This is a genomic window from Clostridium aromativorans, from assembly GCF_020908015.1.
In the GTDB taxonomy this organism is placed as follows: domain Bacteria; phylum Bacillota; class Clostridia; order Clostridiales; family Clostridiaceae; genus Clostridium_B; species Clostridium_B aromativorans.
The window spans coordinates 135,467-154,867 of the sequence record NZ_JAJJPB010000005.1 but is presented as its reverse complement, the minus strand read 5'-3'; the positions used below and the strand labels follow the sequence as shown (position 1 = coordinate 154,867).

At 31.9% G+C, this 19,401-nt stretch carries 18 protein-coding genes and 4 tRNA genes; all 22 read right to left on the bottom strand.

What is annotated here, in order from left to right; translation table 11 throughout:
* Nucleotides 1-414 precede the first annotated feature (414 nt).
* Nucleotides 415-1,791: a UDP-N-acetylmuramoyl-L-alanine--D-glutamate ligase gene (gene murD / locus LN736_RS06775; RefSeq protein ID WP_150357811.1), complete on the bottom strand. Its 1,377-nt coding sequence runs from the start codon at nucleotides 1,789-1,791 to the stop codon at nucleotides 415-417.
* A 415-nt stretch (nucleotides 1,792-2,206) separates the two neighbouring features.
* Entirely contained in the window at nucleotides 2,207-3,598 is a 1,392-nt protein-coding gene (locus LN736_RS06770; protein ID WP_150357810.1) for a glycine--tRNA ligase, read from the bottom strand.
* Nucleotides 3,599-3,932: 334 nt separating this feature from the next.
* Nucleotides 3,933-4,007: transfer RNA gene (locus LN736_RS06765), tRNA-Asn, on the bottom strand.
* Nucleotides 4,008-4,177: 170 nt separating this feature from the next.
* On the bottom strand, nucleotides 4,178-5,689 hold the full coding sequence (lysS, locus tag LN736_RS06760; protein WP_179978173.1) for a lysine--tRNA ligase: 1,512 nt from the start codon (nucleotides 5,687-5,689) through the stop codon (nucleotides 4,178-4,180).
* A gap of 16 nt (nucleotides 5,690-5,705) precedes the next feature.
* Nucleotides 5,706-6,185, bottom strand: coding sequence for a transcription elongation factor GreA (greA, locus tag LN736_RS06755; protein ID WP_150357808.1), 480 nt, complete (start codon nucleotides 6,183-6,185; stop codon nucleotides 5,706-5,708).
* Between the two features lie 172 nt (nucleotides 6,186-6,357).
* Nucleotides 6,358-7,182, bottom strand: a complete 825-nt coding sequence (locus tag LN736_RS06750) for a hypothetical protein (RefSeq protein WP_150357807.1) — start codon at nucleotides 7,180-7,182, stop codon at nucleotides 6,358-6,360.
* Between the two features lie 58 nt (nucleotides 7,183-7,240).
* Complete coding sequence (gene dusB, locus LN736_RS06745) at nucleotides 7,241-8,203, bottom strand: tRNA dihydrouridine synthase DusB (protein ID WP_150357806.1); 963 nt, start codon at nucleotides 8,201-8,203, stop codon at nucleotides 7,241-7,243.
* Nucleotides 8,203-8,991 (bottom strand): type III pantothenate kinase, encoded by a 789-nt coding sequence (locus LN736_RS06740; RefSeq protein WP_150357805.1) that lies wholly within the window; start codon nucleotides 8,989-8,991, stop codon nucleotides 8,203-8,205. The genes dusB and LN736_RS06740 overlap by 1 nt, the downstream gene beginning before the upstream one ends.
* A gap of 168 nt (nucleotides 8,992-9,159) precedes the next feature.
* Nucleotides 9,160-9,543 (bottom strand): thioesterase family protein, encoded by a 384-nt coding sequence (locus LN736_RS06735; RefSeq protein ID WP_150357813.1) that lies wholly within the window; start codon nucleotides 9,541-9,543, stop codon nucleotides 9,160-9,162.
* Nucleotides 9,544-9,704: 161 nt separating this feature from the next.
* Nucleotides 9,705-11,507, bottom strand: coding sequence for an ATP-dependent zinc metalloprotease FtsH (ftsH, locus tag LN736_RS06730; RefSeq protein WP_150357804.1), 1,803 nt, complete (start codon nucleotides 11,505-11,507; stop codon nucleotides 9,705-9,707).
* Between the two features lie 82 nt (nucleotides 11,508-11,589).
* Nucleotides 11,590-12,135 carry a hypoxanthine phosphoribosyltransferase gene (hpt, locus tag LN736_RS06725; RefSeq protein WP_150357803.1) on the bottom strand — a complete coding sequence of 182 codons (546 nt, stop codon included), beginning with the start codon at nucleotides 12,133-12,135 and terminating at the stop codon, nucleotides 11,590-11,592.
* Between the two features lie 3 nt (nucleotides 12,136-12,138).
* Nucleotides 12,139-13,527, bottom strand: coding sequence for a tRNA lysidine(34) synthetase TilS (gene tilS / locus LN736_RS06720; protein ID WP_179978175.1), 1,389 nt, complete (start codon nucleotides 13,525-13,527; stop codon nucleotides 12,139-12,141).
* A gap of 179 nt (nucleotides 13,528-13,706) precedes the next feature.
* Entirely contained in the window at nucleotides 13,707-16,094 is a 2,388-nt protein-coding gene (gene spoIIE / locus LN736_RS06715; protein ID WP_179978353.1) for a stage II sporulation protein E, read from the bottom strand.
* A 340-nt stretch (nucleotides 16,095-16,434) separates the two neighbouring features.
* A tRNA-Met gene (locus LN736_RS06710) sits at nucleotides 16,435-16,511 on the bottom strand.
* A gap of 14 nt (nucleotides 16,512-16,525) precedes the next feature.
* Nucleotides 16,526-16,601 (bottom strand) — tRNA-Met (locus LN736_RS06705).
* A 9-nt stretch (nucleotides 16,602-16,610) separates the two neighbouring features.
* Nucleotides 16,611-16,699 (bottom strand) — tRNA-Leu (locus LN736_RS06700).
* A 129-nt stretch (nucleotides 16,700-16,828) separates the two neighbouring features.
* On the bottom strand, nucleotides 16,829-17,239 hold the full coding sequence (locus LN736_RS06695) for a S1 domain-containing RNA-binding protein (RefSeq protein ID WP_150357801.1): 411 nt from the start codon (nucleotides 17,237-17,239) through the stop codon (nucleotides 16,829-16,831).
* A gap of 179 nt (nucleotides 17,240-17,418) precedes the next feature.
* Nucleotides 17,419-17,691 (bottom strand): FtsB family cell division protein, encoded by a 273-nt coding sequence (locus LN736_RS06690; protein ID WP_378061404.1) that lies wholly within the window; start codon nucleotides 17,689-17,691, stop codon nucleotides 17,419-17,421.
* Nucleotides 17,692-17,825: 134 nt separating this feature from the next.
* On the bottom strand, nucleotides 17,826-18,236 hold the full coding sequence (gene yabQ, locus LN736_RS06685) for a spore cortex biosynthesis protein YabQ (protein WP_150357797.1): 411 nt from the start codon (nucleotides 18,234-18,236) through the stop codon (nucleotides 17,826-17,828).
* A gap of 11 nt (nucleotides 18,237-18,247) precedes the next feature.
* Complete coding sequence (gene yabP, locus LN736_RS06680; RefSeq protein WP_150357795.1) at nucleotides 18,248-18,538, bottom strand: sporulation protein YabP; 291 nt, start codon at nucleotides 18,536-18,538, stop codon at nucleotides 18,248-18,250.
* A gap of 57 nt (nucleotides 18,539-18,595) precedes the next feature.
* Nucleotides 18,596-18,856, bottom strand: coding sequence for an RNA-binding S4 domain-containing protein (locus LN736_RS06675; protein ID WP_150357793.1), 261 nt, complete (start codon nucleotides 18,854-18,856; stop codon nucleotides 18,596-18,598).
* A gap of 60 nt (nucleotides 18,857-18,916) precedes the next feature.
* Nucleotides 18,917-19,192, bottom strand: a complete 276-nt coding sequence (locus LN736_RS06670) for an HU family DNA-binding protein (RefSeq protein ID WP_150357791.1) — start codon at nucleotides 19,190-19,192, stop codon at nucleotides 18,917-18,919.
* Between the last annotated feature and the right edge of the window lie 209 nt (nucleotides 19,193-19,401).

The following is a 19,401-nucleotide window of genomic DNA, read 5'->3' as shown; positions in this document are numbered from 1 at the left end:
AGCTCAAAAGAATTGCTGGTTTATTCTCATATAAGTTTCCCTATATTTATTCTGTTCAATTTTCAAGGATCATCTCAAGCTGCCTGCTCTTCTTTAAGACAGCTTTTATAGTATATCATCTGTAACTACATTTGTCAATGTTCTTTTCTGAATTTTTATTATTTTTTTAAAACATAAAAAATTGAAAAACATTGATTCTATCATGTTGCCGCTTCATTTCGTGACAACAGTTGATATTCTATCATATTTCATTTTATTTTCTCTGCAGTATATATCCTTAAAACCAATTTATCTTATATTTCCTGCTGTATAATAGCTTTTTCTATACCATTCATATACTGATACACTAGGTGCTGTTTATTTTACAAGTGCAAGATGATCAATTATATTGGAACATACTATCGACTGATAAAATTAAAGTTTACACACTATCTCCTTAAAGCTGTTTCCTCTAACTTCAAAATTTGGAAACATGTCGAAGCTAGCGCAAGCTGGTGAAAGAGTAATAATATCTCCATTCTCTGCCAGCTCTCTGGCTTTATTAACTGCATCAAATAAAGAATTAACTACAACTATTGGTACATGAATTCCCTTTTCATTTTTCAATTTATCAAACGCTTCTTTTATCTTACCTTTTGTAGCACCCATTAGTATTAGAGCTTTTATCTTTTTATATCCTTCTTCTGCCAAAACATCAAAGGGTATTTTTTTATCATATCCACCTGCTATCAATATGACGGGTTTCTCAAAAGCCTTGAGCCCGGCCAAAGTTCTAGTAGGGCTTGAAGCAATGGAATCATTATAATATCTTACTCCATCCACAATTCTTACAAATTCACATCTGTGTTCCACGCCAGAAAAATTAATGGCTACTTCCCTCATATCGCCAATATCCGCATCATCTTTCACTGCACAAAAAGCTGCTAAAAAATTTTCAACATTATGCATTCCCCTAATTTTAACTTCCTTTACTTTGCAAACTTCATTCTCATCTATATATAAACTATTATTTTTTACATATCCTCCTCTATTTAACACCCTTTTACTGCTGAACTGCCTTACACTTCCCGGAGCTTCCGCCACCATGGAATTTACTATGTCATTATCCCTATTTAGCACAAGCAAATTACTTTTATCTTGATATCTAAATATATTCTTCTTAGCATTTATATACTCATTCATATCTTTATGGATATCCAAATGATTGGGGCTAATATTTGTTATAATTGCAACTTCAGGTGATACATTCATAGTCATTAATTGAAAACTTGACAGCTCCAATACAACTTTATCTTCACTTCTCATTTCACCTATTTTAGAAAATAGTGGAGTGCCTATATTTCCTCCCACCCATGTCTTATATCCGTGCTCTTTTAAAATATTATACATAATAGTAGTAGTAGTAGTTTTGCCATCACTTCCAGTTACTCCATATATCTTAGCAGGACAGTACTTAATAAATTCCTCCATCTCAGAAGTTATATAGGCTCCTTTCTGCCTGGCTCTTACAAGATACGGATTATCTATTCTCATAGAAGGTGTTTTGAATATCACCTGAAAATTGTTTAAATTATGAAGGTAATCTTCTCCTAATATAAGATTTATATTCTTTTCCCTAAATTCTTTTGCTATTTTTCCTAATTGATTTTCATTTTTTTTATCAAAAGCAGTAACTTTAGCACCTAAGTTCAATAAAAAATTAATTAGAGGCCTGTTACTTATGCCTATGCCAACTACCGCTGTTCTCTTACCTTTTATAAACTCCTTAAACTCTTCAAAGTTTTTCTTCATAAAATTACCTCCATACCAAATCCATTACAATAATTTATATTTCGATTATATAATAACACAACATATTATAAAATAATATACCGTAAATTTTGAATGAAATTTAATACGAAGCATTGTTATCATACCATATAGATATTGTCAAAATAAAATATGTCGATTATAGTCAAAATTATGAGAAAATATTTAATTTAACAACTTTATTGTTGGCTATTGAAAGTTATTCTATTACTATGCTATACTAAGATTGTGCCGTAAGGAAACATTAATATAATTCCCCAAGTTTTAATTAAACATATAACATATCCCCATGATTAAACCCTAATTTACCGAATAACTAAAGTTATTCGGTAAATTTTTTATTTGAATTTACCGCACTAATCACATGTCTTTAAATCAAGATTAGCACGGCATACTACTAAAATTGTATTTTATTTTCAATAAATCCCTTTAAGTTCTCTATTTTAACCCTAATCTGTTTCATGGTATCTCTATCTCTTATAGTAACAGTATCATCTTTCATAGTATCAAAGTCTATTGTTATACAATAAGGAGTCCCAATCTCATCTTCCCTTCTATATCTCTTACCTATACTTCCTGCATCGTCATAATCTATATTAAAATCTCCCTTTAACATGTTATAAACTTCTAGAGATTTTTCCGACAGCTTCTTGCTAAGACAAAGAACTGCTGCTTTAAACGGTGCTATTGCAGGATGGAAATGCAATACTGTCCTTACATCTCCCCCTTCTAGTTCTTCTTCATCATAGGCATCAACTAAAAATGCAAGCACTGCTCTATCTGCTCCTACAGAAGGTTCTATACAATAAGGTATATATTTTTCCTTAGTCATAGGATCCATATAAGTCATTTCTCTCCCCGAGTGATTTTGATGTTGGGTCAAATCGTAGTTCGTTCTATCTGCTATTCCCCAAAGTTCTCCCCAACCAAAGGGAAATAAATATTCTATATCGGAAGTTGCATTACTGTAGTGAGAAAGCTCTTCTTTACCATGATCTCTAAATCTTATATTTTCTTCTTTCATACCAAGGTTCAATAAAAATTTCCAGCAATAATCTTTCCAATAGCTATGCCACTTTAAATCACTTCCCGGTTTACAGAAAAATTCAAGTTCCATTTGCTCAAACTCTCTAGTTCTAAAAGTGAAATTTCCAGGGGTTATTTCATTTCTAAAAGCCTTACCTATTTGAGCTATTCCAAAGGGGATTTTTCTCCTGCTCGTTCTCTGGACATTTTTAAAATTTACAAATATACCTTGAGCCGTTTCAGGCCTTAAATATATCTCTGACTTTGAATCTTCTGTAACTCCCTGAAATGTTTTAAACATAAGATTAAACTGTCTTATATCAGTGAAATTTTTTTTCCCACAGCTTGGGCATACAATATTATTTTCATCTATATATTTTTTTAATTTTTCATTGCTCCATCCATCCGCGCTGGCCTTTTCTATTCCCTTTGAAGTCATGTGTTCCTCTACTAGTTTATCTGCTCTAAATCTGGCTTTACATTCTTTACAATCCATAAGTGGATCAGTAAAATTTCCCACATGGCCTGAAGCCACCCAAACCTCGCTGTTCATAAGTATTGCACAGTCTATTCCCACATTGTGTTCATTTTCATGGACAAATTTCTTCCACCAAGCTTTTTTTACATTATTTTTGAGTTCTACTCCAACGGGTCCATAATCCCAAGTGTTTGCAAGTCCTCCGTATATATCTGAACCAGGATATACAAATCCCCTATTTTTAGCTAAAGCCACTATTTTATCCATAGTCTTTTCAAAATTCATTTATATTTCTCCTTCCCATAAATTATTCAGTTTTTGTAATTAATTATTTTTAAACACAAATTATGATTTTAGGTATAAAAAAAGAGCTTGACGTAAAGGGACGAATTAACTCCGCGGTTCCACCCTATTTAGCGTAGGCTCATCTTTCACATATCCAGCTCAAAAGCTCCTCTAGCAAAAAATTTCGTTGTTTACACCACCCACAACTTCTCTTTAGAAATTTATAGTGCTATTTTTCTCTATCATAGCTGCTTATTAAATTGTTTATATAAACTTTATTATACCCCATAATATGCAAATGTAAATATTAATTCATTAAAATTGTAGAATAAAATGGCTCCGTGGAGAGGGCTCGAACCTCCAACCCTTCGGTTAACAGCCGAATGCTCAACCATTGAGCTACCACGGAACGACTTACATGTATAATTATATCATGCAATTTAAAAATTGCAATATATTTATACCTTAAAAATAATTAAAATCGCATTATAAAAAGTTAAGACCTTTTTGGTTAAAAAGCCTTAACTTTTATATGTTAATTTTAAATATAAAATATCTATGAATACATGTTCAGACTTACTACTGTTGCTGATTGGGTTTCATTGTAGGGAAAAGTATAACATCTCTTATAGAATAGGAATCCGTCAAAAACATTATAAGTCTATCTATCCCTACCCCCAACCCTCCAGTCGGCGGCATACCTATTTCAAGTGCATTTATAAAATCTTCATCCATCATATACGCTTCATCATCACCTAATTCTCTTTCCTTTAATTGCTGCAGAAATCTTTCTCTCTGAACTATAGGATCATTTAATTCCGAATAAGCGTTACATATTTCCCTTCCAAACACAAAGCCCTCAAATCGCTCTGTGAACTTATCATTTCCTCTCTTTTTCTTGGTCAGCGGAGATATTTCCACCGGATAATCCATTACAAAAGTAGGCTGAATAAATTTCTCTTCACAAAATTCTTCAAACACCGCATCTAATATATCTCCCCTTGTACAATCTCCCAGGGCTTTCTTAAGCTCAATATCTTTATCACTGGCAATCTTTCTGGCCTCTTCATCGGTTTTTATTTCATCGAAATCTATTCCTGTAAACTTTTTAACCGCATCCACCATGGTAATTCTATTCCATGGTGGTTTAAAATCTATTTCTGTATTTTGATATATTACCTTAGTACTTCCCAGTACTTTTTCACATACATAGGCTATCATATTTTCAGTCAGTTCCATCATATCATTGTAATCGGCAAAGGCTTCATATAATTCAATCGATGTATATTCCGGATTGTGCCTTATATCCATACCTTCATTTCTAAAGCATTTACCAATTTCATATACTTTTTCGAAACCGCCAACTATAAGTCTTTTAAGATATAGTTCTGTAGCAATTCTTAAATACATATCTATATCAAGTGCATTATGATGGGTCGTAAAAGGCTTTGCTGCAGCTCCACCAGCTATTGAAGAAAGTATTGGTGTCTCCACTTCTATATAGTCCTTGTTATCTAGGAATTCTCTCATTGATTTTATTATGGCAGTTCTCTTCAAAAAAGTATCTCTCACTTCTTGATTTATTATCAAATCCACATACCTTTGTCTATACTTTAAATCCGGATCCTTGAGCCCGTGCCATTTTTCTGGAAGAGGTTTTAAAGATTTAGATACCAGCTGAAAATCTATAATATGAATCGTTATCTCACCAGTTTTAGTTTTGAATACTCTGCCTGTTACGGATAAAATATCACCTATATCATAGGATTTATATTCCTTGAGCTTATCTTCACCCACATCATTTATTTTTATATACAGTTGAATCTTTCCATACCTGTCATATAAATCTGAAAACCCGGCTTTACCGTGTACTCTTTTTGATATCAATCTTCCCGCAACAGTTACATCTTTTCCCTCTAGAGTTTCATAGTTATCCCTTACTTCTTTAGAAGTATGAGTCCTATTTACTTTATAAACTTCAAAAGGATCCTTTCCTTCTTCTTTCAAAAGCTCTAATTTTTGCAATCTTTCCTTTATCAATTCATTAGAATTTTCTTCCAGCATGTGTATACTCTTCTCCTCTTTAGTCATGAATATTACCCTCCAATTATCTTCTTATACTCAGTATTTTATATTTACTAACACCATCAGGAACTTGTATTTCAATTATATCCCCCGCTTTTTTCCCCACTAGTCCTTTACCTACAGGTGATTCATTTGATATTTTATTATTAACAGGATCAGCTTCTGCAGATCCTACAATTAAATATTCAACCTCTTCATTAAAATCATAATCTTTCACCTTTACAATGGAACCCACGCTGACTACATCCGGTGGTATTTCATCCTCATCTACTATAGTAGCATTTTTTAGCATATTTTCAAGTTGAACTATTCTTCCCTCTACAAATGCTTGTTCATTTTTAGCACTATCATATTCTGAATTTTCACTCAAATCCCCGAACGAAAGAGCTGTTTTAATCTTTTCCGTAATTTCTTTCCTCTTAACTGTTTTTAAATTCTCCAATTCCTGTTCAAGTTTTCTTATTCCCTCATAAGTCATTACATATTTTTTTGACGTGCTCATTCTGCTCTCCCCTTTTATAATTATATAAAATTCTATCATATCCCATAATATCTTGAATTTTATTACTATTAATTGCCCTTCTCCATTATCATTTAAGTAATTATAAAACAGCACTACTATATTGTCAACGTAATAAAAATTTCATTTCATTAGTTTATAGTTCTCCCCGTTTCTATAAAATCAATTCATCTTTATTAAATTTTATTTTATTTAAAAACACACCATTGGAGTGCAAAGATCTCTCTACATTTCTTTCGCCTAATTGACAAAGTATAGATCCCAAAAGCTCAAAGGATATGTTTTCATACTTAAAACTCCAGGGAATCTTATATCTAATATCATTAACTATAATATTATTTTTATAATAAGGTATATAGCTATTATCCAGATACCATATATATGCCTTGCTATTTATATCAATTCCCCTAGAAGTTATAATAAAATCTGCACTTTTAAAAGAAAAATTCATATCCGACGTGACTATAGGTGTTACACCATAATTTGCCGTAACATACTGTCTGATCCCATTTGCCCTCATAATATTCTTAGAAAGCAGAACTATAAACTTAGCTTCTTTAGCTAAAAAGCATATAGTGTCAAATAAAATAGGCTCTGAAGCATCATAAACAACCATACAACTGCGTCTTATACTTTTTTTTCTATTTCTAAGTATGATTTTCGAACTTGTTACAATACTAAAGGCCATCAATTCCCTTTGGAATTTATTGTACAAATTATAATCAAAATATCTATAAATTTTAGGCGCCAACTGCATATCTTTTATTTTTGACACCTTTTGAGCTCTCAGAATATTATTTTTATAGGAATTAATATTAATATTCAATGGAAATCTTACAATTCCAATTTTGACTCCAAATTCTTTTATAAAAAGTTTTTCCTCCACTCTTATTTTAAATCTATCTTTCATCCTTCCCCAAAAACTATTGTCATCATAAAATATGTTTCTGTCAGATCTAGCATACAAAATAGATTTCAAGCTTGTTATCCTTTTAAATTAGTTACAATATTATTCTATTCTCCCTTTAAATCAAAAATTACAATAGATCTCTATATTTATCTAAAATTTCAAATACACCTTCACTGTGCTTTTCATAGTTTATTTTATCTTTTATTTCCTTACTATTTTTCAAACCTTTTATATACCATGCTATATGCTTTCTCATTTCCTTAACCGCTCTATTTTCACCGCTGTAATAAATTGACTTTTTATAATGTCTTATACACACATCCACCCTTTCCCTAGGTGTAGGATATTCTACAGGACAATTATTCACATACTGCAGTATTTGATTAAATATCCAAGGATTCCCCATAGCTCCTCTCCCAATCATTATTCCATCACACTGCGTTTTATTTAAAATTCTATCTGCATCCTCTGCTGTAAATATGTCTCCATTGCCTATAACTGGAATTTTAACTGCTTTCTTTACTTCCCCTATTATATCCCAATTAGCTTTGCCAATATACATTTGAGCACTAGTTCTGCCATGAACAGCTATAGCATCTGCCCCAGATTGTTCCATACATTTCGCAAAATCTATTACATTTATATTGCGATCATCAAACCCAATTCTCATTTTCACAGTAACAGGCTTTAAAGAAGCCCTTTTCACTTCTTTTACTATTTGTGATGCAAGAATAGGGTTTTTCATCAGGGCAGATCCCTCTCCGTTTTTTACTATTTTATGGGCCGGACACCCCATATTTATATCTACAAGAACAATCTTTTCATTATCGTTAAAAAAATCACAGGACTTAGCCATCACAAGGGGATCACTCCCAAATATCTGCACTCCTACAGATTTTTCTTTAGAAGAGGTCAGAAACATATCCTGAGTTTTTTTATTTCCATAAAACAAAGCTTTAGAGCTTATCATCTCCGTATAGGCAAATCCACACTGCATCTCCCTACATATTTCCCTAAATGCCCTATCTGTAACACCCGCCATGGGAGCTAAAAATACATTATTACAAAATTCCGCTTTCCCTATTTTCATTAAGATATCGGCTCCTTATTTTTGTCATAAATTATTCTAAGTCCTGTTAATGTCAATATGGAATCAATTATATCTATGGACTTAGTTCCTTCCTTTATAAGCTTGGCAAGACCTCCAGTTGCTATCACAAAGGGTTCATCCTCGCCTAAATCCATCATTTCCTTTTTCATTCTCTTAACTATGTAATCTACCTGTCCAATATATCCATATACTAGGCCAGCTTGTATACTAGAGACAGTATTTTTACATATAACCCCAGCGGGTTTAATAATTTCTACTCTAGGAAGTTTAGCAGCCTTTTCAAATAGAGCATCTGAAGATATCTTTATTCCAGGGCATATAGTTCCTCCTAGATAATCCCCTTTAGCAGTAACTGCACAAAATGTAGTAGCTGTTCCAAAATCTATAATAATTATAGATCTCTTGTATATTTCATGAGCAGCTACAGCATTCACTATTCTGTCTGCTCCCACTTCTCTCGGATTGTCATATCTGACATTTATTCCAGTCTTTACTCCAGGCCCAACTATAATGGGAATAACTTTAAAATACTTTATTACCATATGTTCCAATGAATACATGATATTAGGTACTACAGAAGATATAATAGCTCCTTTTATATCCGATAAATTCAATTTATTTTGTAGGAATAGTTCCATTACTTGAACTCCATATTCATCTGCTGTCCTTTTATCATCTGTGGATAATCTCCATACTGAAATAAGCTCATTATCGTCATATACCCCCAATACAATATTGGTATTACCCACATCCAAAACTAAAATCACTAAACAACACCATCTTTCTAAATAAAATTAGTAAATCATTTTATTCATAATATACATAATTCTAGAGCAACTTTAAAGCTGCTCTAGAATTATGTCAAGCTCTGTCAAAATTATAATTTAATTGTATCAATAAAATTCTATTTGTCAAGATAAATCGCGTTCATTTCCCTATTGTATTTTTTTCATGAATTCCTCACTATTTACTATATATCTAACATGGGATCCCTCTCCAATTTTGCCCTTATTGTCCCAGGCTTCAACTTTAAAAAATAACTTCTTCCTGTCAATCTTTTCAAGAATTGCTTCACATCTAACTTTTACATTTACTGGTGATGGCTTAATATGTTTTACGTTTACCTCTATTCCCACCGTAGTGTAGCCTGAAGGAAGGTGAAGATCCACACAGTTTTTACATGTATTTTCAATAAGCGCTATCATTGCAGGCGTAGCAAATACATCCAAATCACCAGAACCCATTTTTTTTGCTGTATCATTCTTAGTTATTTGTATCTCCGCAGTAGAGGTAATACCCTCTTTTAAATTAAATTCCACTATAATCATCTCACTCCGCATAAAATTTACACTTTATAAAACACATAGATTTATTATATCACTGTCAGTTAAGTTTTAAAATATATTACTTACAAAACCATTCTTAGTTTACAATATAAAAAATCCTATGTAACATAGGATTTTTTATATATCGTATTAAATTAAGCTTGAGCAAAAACCTCTTCAAATTCATCTGCCTCAAGTTTTTCTTTTTCAAGCAGTTTCTCAGCAACAGCCCTCAATCTGTTCATATTCTGTGAAAGAAGTTTCTCAGCTTTATTATAGCCTTCATCTATCAATTTCCTTATTTCCTTATCTATTTCAAAAGCTACTTCTTCACTATAATTCTTACCTTTTCCCAAATCCCTTCCTAAAAACACCTCATCATGCCCCGAGCCAAAGGCAATAGGTCCAAGATCACTCATTCCATAATCCATTACCATCTTTCTAGCTATAGTCGTAGCTCTCTCAATATCATTTTTAGCTCCAGTACTAATATCACCGATAACTAACTTTTCTGCCACTCTTCCTCCTAGAAGCCCTACAATTTCATCTTCCAACTTTGCTTTTGACATATAGGAGCTGTCTTTTTCAGGTAGGTGCATGGTATATCCGCCAGCCATTCCTCTTGGTATTATGCTTATCTGATGAACCGGATCTGAATTAGGTAAAAGCTTCATAACCACTGCATGACCTGCCTCATGGTATGCAGTAAGTCTTCTATCTTCTTCATCAATAACCTTACTTTTCTTCTCAGGGCCTGCTATAACTCTAGTTACTGCTTCTTCCAATTCATCCATTCCAATTAAAGTTTTATTTTTTCTAACTGCCAAAAGAGCAGATTCATTCATCAGGTTTTCTAAATCAGCACCAGTAAACCCTGGAGTCCTCTTTGCCAAAACATCCAATTTCACCTCATCGGATAAATGCTTATTCCTGGAATGAACTTTTAATATTTCCTCTCTTCCCTTGACATCTGGAGCACCCACCAATATCTGTCTATCAAATCTTCCAGGTCTTAACAAGGCAGGATCCAGTATATCAGGTCTATTTGTAGCCGCTATCATTATTATTCCTTCATTAGCGCCAAATCCATCCATCTCAACCAATAGTTGATTTAGAGTCTGCTCCCTTTCATCGTGACCTCCACCAAGTCCAGCTCCTCTTTGCCGTCCAACTGCATCTATTTCATCTATAAACACTATACAAGGTGAATTTTTCTTTGCCTGCTCAAATAAATCTCTTACCCTAGAAGCACCTACACCAACAAACATCTCTACAAAATCAGAACCCGATATGCTAAAAAATGGTACCCCTGCCTCACCGGATATTGCCTTTGCCAAAAGTGTTTTACCCGTTCCTGGAGGCCCTACGAGTAAAACTCCCTTAGGTATCCTAGCTCCCATCTCTATATATCTCTTAGGCTGCTTTAGGAAATCCACTATTTCCGCTAGTTCTTCTTTTTCTTCATCTGCCCCCGCAACATCTGCGAAAGTCACTTTTTTCTTATCCGGAGCCGCCATCTTAGCTCTACTCTTACCAAAATTCATAACATTCCGGTTCCCTCCACCGCCTTGCGACTGCTGAATAAACATGAACCAAAATGCCACAAGCATAAGTATTACCAGAACTGTAGGTAAATACTGAACCCACATGGGCATTGTAGCTGGCTTGACGTACATTTCTTGAACTTCACCATCTTTAGGATGTTCTCCTATAAATTGAAACAGTCTTTCAGATGGAACTACAGTTTCATAAGGTGTTCCATCTTTTAAACTTCCTTGAACTGTCATTTTATCTTCTCTAAGTTGAAAACTTTTTATATCGTTATTTAACCAATCCTTTTGAAAATCATTGAAAGTAATAGATACTGAATTATTATCGGTTCTCAATAATAGTAATGCAGCAAGAATTACTAATATAAAAACTATAACCCAGGCCGTTGCACTTGAAAATTTTTTCATTAAAGGCCCCCCTCTCTTTCCAGTTTAATACTGTAAAATTGTATCATAAGTAATATCTCTTTACAATAAATTTTAATGCTAATTATTTATAAACTTCCTCCTTTAATATACCAATATATGGAAAATTCCTATATTTTTCTGCATAATCCAATCCGTATCCTACTAAGAAGTAATCGGGGACTTCAAATCCTATATATTTAACTTTAACATTGACTTTTCTTCTTTCAGCCTTATTTAAGAGAGAAGCTATTTCTATGCTTTTAGCTTTCCTGCCTTTTAAATAATCAACTAAATATGCCAAAGTTGTACCTGAATCTATAATATCCTCCACTATCAACACATACTTACCTTCTATTTCATAATCCAAATCTTTTAAAATTCTTACAACACCTGAACTTTTCGTAGAGTTTCCATAACTGGAAACCGCCATAAAATCCATACTACATGGAATAGTTATCTGTCTCAGCAAATCTGCCATAAATGGGACTGATCCTTTTAATATACCCACCAGCAATAGATCTTTGCCCTCATAATCTCTACTTACTTTTTTTCCTATTTCCCTAACTTTTCCTTTTATCGTGTTCTCATCAAGCAATACTTCTCTAATATCATCACTTATAGTACTCATGATTTATAGTTCCCCGCTTTCAAATCCTATAGTTAAAATGGTTTTACTATTTTTATCAACTTTAAAAAGTTCACTTATTCTATATCCAACTACCCATCCAATTTTGTCGCCAAAACATATTAATTGGACGTTATCCCTTGTGTCTTTGGGTACCTTTAAATCTATAAAAAGATCTTTTAGTTTCTTTTTCCCTGTCATTCCAAGTGGTATTATCCTATCCCCCTTTTTTCTATTCCTCAACACTATATCTCCCTGTATCTTATCATAATCAAAATATTGAATAAACCTATTTTGATTATAGCTCACATATCCTCCCATGTCAGTTAGTTTCAAATAGATTCTTGAATTAATATTCGGAATGTAATTGCACCCAATTTTCAATTTATATTGTTCCGAGCAGAATTTATTAGTTTTCATTGTATTTTTTCTTATTATTATATTACCATAGTCATTCACTGCTAAAATATTATGCGGAAGCATCAGCTCTTTACCTGTGGAATGTTTTTGAATATCTATTATGCCAAGTATATGAACTTTTTCAAAGTCTATCAAACTTTTAGCTATACTTTTTAATGAAAACCTAACTATTCTAGTTAATATGGCTTTTTTCTCTAAAAATGCCTCCTTAAATATTATAACCTTTTCTGGCTTTATATCACAATATTTTTTAAATTTTTCCCTTGAAATATATTCTAAATAGTCATTATCTACTTTTATTGTCTCCGAAAATCTATTTAATACTTCAATTATATCCTTATTAAAATTTTTCTGTATATATGGTATAAGCTCTAATCTTATTTTGTTTCTGGAATATACCGTTTCAAAATTAGTCTTATCAACTCTGGGTTGAAGGTTATTATCACTGCAATATTTTTCAATTTCAGTTCTGGTATTATGTATTAGTGGTCTTACAAAGATGTCATCTCTTATCGGTCTTATCCCAATAAGTCCATTTAATCCAGCTCCCCTTATAATTCTCATTAAGATCGTTTCTGCCTGATCATTAGCATTATGTGCTATAGCTATCTTTTGAGCTCCCAGCTCAATTTTAAGTCTTTTAAAAAACTTATATCTTTCTTCTCTTCCTGCACTTTCACAGGAAATATTCCTCTTTTTAGCTATACTATCTATATCTATCTTTAAGCTTTTAAATTCAATTTCTAGGTTTTTACAAAATCTTTTTACATATAATTCATCCTCATCAGCCTCAATACCCCTCAGACAATGATTTACATGGGCTGCAACCAGTGTAATATTTAATTTCTTACGTAAAATATATAATATATGTAACAGGCATATAGAATCTGGCCCTCCCGACACAGCCACTATTACTTTATCATTGCTATTAAACATCTTATTTTTTTTTATAGTATTCAATACAGATTCTATCAAAACAAGCACTTCCCAAATCAAAAATCTTTATCATAATATGTTATTACATTATACCATAAATATATTATTTTTTGTGGTCAAATAGTATACTACCTATTTAGGCTGTTGATCCTATAAATCATCAACAGCCCAACTCTTATAATATAAAAAATTCTCAATTCTATCATCATCATATCCCATTAATAAAGACTATATATTTTTTCAACTATCACTGTCATATCATCCTTTATTTTTCCGCCAGACAATTCTTTAGCTCTGTCAATTATTTTCTGACACATTTCTTTTGGATCTGTGCAATCCAACTTTTTTAAAAATTCCACCATCCACTGAAAATTCCCCGTAGTTTCACTGTCATAATCCAGTACTCCATCACTTACCATTACTACAAAATCTCCATTAATTATTCTTTTGTCGGTTATATCTATATCCGGTTTATCCAATACCCCTATAGGAAGAGTTTTGGATTTTATAACTATTATGTCATCTCCCCTTTTTATAAAGCTAGCTGCTGCCCCCATCTTTATAAAATTTATCTCCCCTTCATATAAATTCACACTACTTAAATCCAAAGTGGAAAATTTTTCATCCTCATTAAATTTAATACCCATGATAGAATTCACTGTATTAATGGCAGTCATTTTTTTAAACCCTGAATTAGTAAACTTTTCTATAAGTTCAACTGTAGCAGTGCTCTCTTGACCTGCCTGAGGCCCCGAACCCATGCCATCACTTATTATTGTCATATATGTCCCGTCTGGCAATTTGCCAAAGCTATAACTATCTCCATTATATTTTTCACCATCTTTGCAATTTCCACTGACATAAGTTGCTACATGATATTTAGGCATTTCCTCAAAAGTTATACTGCAGGTACCCATAGAATAATTTATATTGCACCCCTTATCATTTACACACATTAATTTGCCTGAAACACTATTTATAAGTGGCAGCACATCCTTCATGCACTTTTGTTTCCCTCCACAAGCTTCCATAGATAAATTCACAATTAGATGATTTTTTCTATCATTAAAACAAAATACATCTTTATAACGTATATTTTCCTTATTTAAAATTCTTCGGATATCATTTTCAATTTCAGGATTAAATTTTATATCAGAATCAAAATCTTCCGCTATTTCTGCCACTGTTCTGCCCATGTTTTCTATCTGAGACGCTAGAAGTTCCCTGCATTCTCCCAGTCTTATTCTCCACATCTCATCCACAATATAATTGTTTATGATTTCCTCAGTATTTTTCATTAGAAGGGTTCGCTTAATACATTTCCTTTGAATTTCCTCTGGAATATGTTTTTTATTTTCCTGATAATTTTGTATTAATTCCACAAATGCATTATAGGTATAAAAAGTTTCTCTTCTCCAGCACATGGACTTCATATCACAGCTCGTGCAAACCCTATCTGCTAAATTTTCCACAAGAGCACTGCTCTTATTTTTCATAGCCAGTTTATCATTTTCAGCCAGTTCAGCTAGAACAGATGACATATTAACAAGCACACCAGAGAAGTTGTCCAATTTTTTTGTGAAAATAGATTTGATTTTGCCTGCATAATTTTCTTTTAAATATTCCTGCTTTTTCCGGCAATCCAACTCCAATTCCACCTTTTTATATATTCCTTTAGGTATGGCAAGGAATATAATGCAGCTTATAATTACCTCTATAATTTTAAATTCGGCACCTATATTAGAATACATCTTCAATATAGCAAAGGCTACAATATAAGCTGAACCACTAAACCATTTACCTGTTTCTCTAAATACACCTGATACAAGCCCACATAACCCATAAACTGCAGTGTAAATTATCACATCATTAGAGGTAACTCCTATAATAGTTCCCATTGCCACCCCTGCTGCTGCACCTGAAGTACTTCCTTTTACATAACCTAATATGAGAATAAAACTCAAGGCTATTATATTCCTAATGGATATTCCGCCTATACTGCTTCCCCAAGTTCCCGCTATAATTAAAGATATAGTTATAGCCATGCTAATTATCTCTTCACTGTTATATAAATGCCGCGTTTTTGATTTTTTAAAGCATATTATAGAATAGCTAATAATATAATATAATGAGAAGATACATAGAATTTCAAAAACGGAATTAAATGCAGCTACTCCAGCAGTTAATTTAACTACAATAAGTTTATAAAAAAAGAATTCTAAAAATGTAGTTGAAAACAACCAAACAAGCTTCTTATTTTTATCTATACTTTTTAAAATATAATTCAACAAAGCTAATGTGACAGTTATTGTACAGTATACTGGTAAATACTTTACATTTCCATATATAGATATATATCCGAGAAGCGTGCCAAGAGCTGCTGCTAGTGAAGGTATCTGCTTTTCACACGCCGCTATTGATATGAAAAATGCTATTCCAAAAGGTGCCATAAGATTTACCATCATAACTCTTCCCACTAAGAAACCTGCTAAAAAGTAAAATGCCAGTTTAATAATAAGATCTAGATTTTTAAATTTACTCTTTTTCCTCTCACTACTTATTTTTTTTGTTCGTTGATAAGGAAAAACTTCTGCTCCGTATTGCATCAATATCACCCCACCCTATAAAATCACTTTCTTTATTATAGCAATATCTTATGGAAATAAATGTCAGAAGGTGAGGTGTATTCATATTTTTTTTAGGACATTAATTTCTATGTTTTTTCTATAATTTTCCTTTTAGACAATTAGGCTTAAAAAATACCATTGAATTTTAATATATGTACTGGAAAATTTTTTTATCCACATGTAATCATCAATATTTATCTACAATGTTTATAATTCTACTTATATTATAAAATCCACAAAATCCAATGTAGAACTTTGTGTATAAATGTTTATTATTTAAACATAAAAGGACTTGTTAAATTTAACAAGTCCTTACTATTGGTAGCGGAAATAGGAATTGAACCTATGACACTTCGGGTATGAACCGAATGCTCTCGCCATCTGAGCTATTCCGCCATATTATATACAATTGGTTGCGGGGAAAGGATTTGAACCTCCGACCTTCGGGTTATGAGCCCGACGAGCTACCAGCTGCTCCACCCCGCGTCATTATTCTGGTGCTGAAGACCGGAATCGAACCGGTACGGGTTTTAAAGCCCGCAGGATTTTAAGTCCTGTGCGTCTGCCTGTTCCGCCACTCCAGCAATATTTAACAGTTTCTCAACTTGACGACATAAGTTATTATATATGATAAATAGAATATTGTCAACAATTTTATAAAACTTTTATTTTAAAACAAAAGAGGTCATCTGCAGACCTCTTTAAATTTATAATCAATAATTAGACGATTTTTTATAACCTTTTCCTTTAGAATCCTGATGTTTTTTTATGTCTTGAAATCTCTCTTCACTATCTTTTAAAAACTTAGATAACCTGTCTTCAAAACTGCCTTGATTTTGCTTGTTATTTTCCTTTTGCCAGTCTATCTCTAATGGTCTCAAACTCTTCTTATCCTGATCTACTTGCTTCATAGATAAACTTATCTTGCCATTATCATCGATAGAAATCACCTTAACTTTTACCTTATCCTTTTCCTTTAAATAGTCCCTTATATTTTTAACATAAGTATCTGATACCTCAGATATATGGACTAACCCAGTTTTACCCTCAACTTCTACAAAGGCTCCAAAACTAGTAATATTGACTACCGTACCTTCTAGTATGCTTCCTGCCTTCAAGGTCATATTAAAAAGACTCCTCCTTAAAAATAATACTTATATACTAATATTTTACTCTTCTAGTTTTAATAGAGTAGGACTTCTTGGATCTTGCCCAAAAATTTTTCCTGCTTCCACAATTATTTATCCTCCATCATCCTGCAGATATAATTTAAAAATTCTGCTATAGTTTTTTATAATATAATTCATTTATTATTATCTATTACAGGAGTTTCACCTTGTTTAATAAGACCCAACTTCTCTCTGGCTAATTTTTCTATATATATGTCAGATGCAGACATTTTAATTTCATCCTGTAATTTTTGGTTTTTTACCTTCAGCTTTTGTTCTTCAGTTTTTCTCTCGACTATTTGCTTTTTTATATTCTGCATAGTAATCTGCTGGCTTACGAATATATAGCCTATGTATAAAACTAACAGTAAAAAGAATATATTCTTCCATTTAACCTTTATCTTCAACAATAATCACCAGTTTCTTTAATTAAAACTTTTATCTAAACTATATTAGATGCCTATGAGAACATAATCTTATCTTCAATTATCACAAATAACATTATATTTATATTGTAATTTGATTTTTAATTTTCTTCAAGTTAATTCTTATAATTTCTTTTATTTTTTTTCTTAATTATATAAATAACGTACTGAAAAAAATATACTAGAGTATTTAAAATTACCCTGAATACCCTTCCCAATATTCTAAACAATTTTTCATAAAAGCCTATAAATATGCGGCTAAAAATTTTTAAATACAAATATATACCCACTGCCAATAAAATGTATACATACATTCTTAAATAAGCATAATTAGTATACATCAAAAATACAAATACAATTACAGCTGTAAACAACCAAAATAGAGTGTCTTCTATAAACATTATTATTTTATTTAAGCCACTTAATCCCCTTATTAACCTGTAAAAATCAAACAGCACCCCAGTTATTATTCCTGCCATAATACTAAACAATATAATTCTGACCTGATCACCTATTGATATAATCATAATAATCCTAACTACTTAAACATTTTAGACAATAAATTATGCTTTTTCTTCTTAGGCTCATTATTTATATAAACACAGGAATTTATAGTGCCTATTATACTAACATCACCATTTTGGACATCTAATTTATTCATCTTTAAATCTTTACCCTTAATATCAAGAATTCCAAGATTGGTATTTAACGATATTTGATCCTCATTAAAACTTATAACTTCAATAATACCTGTTAGTATTAACTTTTTCCTATTTTCAAGACTTAGTAGGCTCTTTTTGTCTTCAAGCTTTATTTCTTTTTTCTCCATAAAACATCCCCTCCACCTATAATAAATATATGTGGCTGGAATAATTTATATTACTTTCTATTTCACATCTTTTGTCTCCGCAATTATTTTATACATATTTTGAACATCTTCCTTTTTAACATAATTTTTAACATTTAAAATTTTTGCTTTAAGACTATTGTTTGCATATATGATTTCTATTACGTCTCCCTCTTTGATCTCAGTGCTAGGTTTTGCCACTTTACCGTTTACTATAACCCTTCCACTTTCACAGGCTTCTTTTGCAACGGTTCTTCTCTTTATTATTCTAGATACTTTAAGATATTTATCTAACCTCATGCAAATTCTCCTTTTTAAAGCAGAAAACCCAGATTTTCATCCAGGTTTTCTGAAAATATATTATTTATTTACTTTATCTTTAAATTCTTTACCCGCTTTAAATACAGGAACTGTTGACTCTGGTATGTTTATCTCCTCTTTAGTTCTAGGATTCCTTCCCATTCTAGCAGCTCTTTTTCTCACTTCAAATGTTCCAAATCCAACTAATTGAACTTTTTCCTTTTTTTCAAGTGTTTCCTCTACACTTTCTATAAATCCCTTTAAAGCTGCCTCTGCATCTTTCTTCGTTAACTTTGACTTTTCTGCTATACTAGCAATTAATTCTGATTTATTCACCTTTTTTACCTCCTCTTATTTTCATAGACATATGTGCAAAATCATGCAAATATCTTTACAAATTACTCCCAATTAAATTCAATTAGGAACTATAGAAAGTAATAAACATTCATGTATTCGTACAAAAACAACTAACCTTTAACTTATGTATATTGCATACGTAATTAAATTATTTATCACTTACTATATTTAATTATAATATATATAGC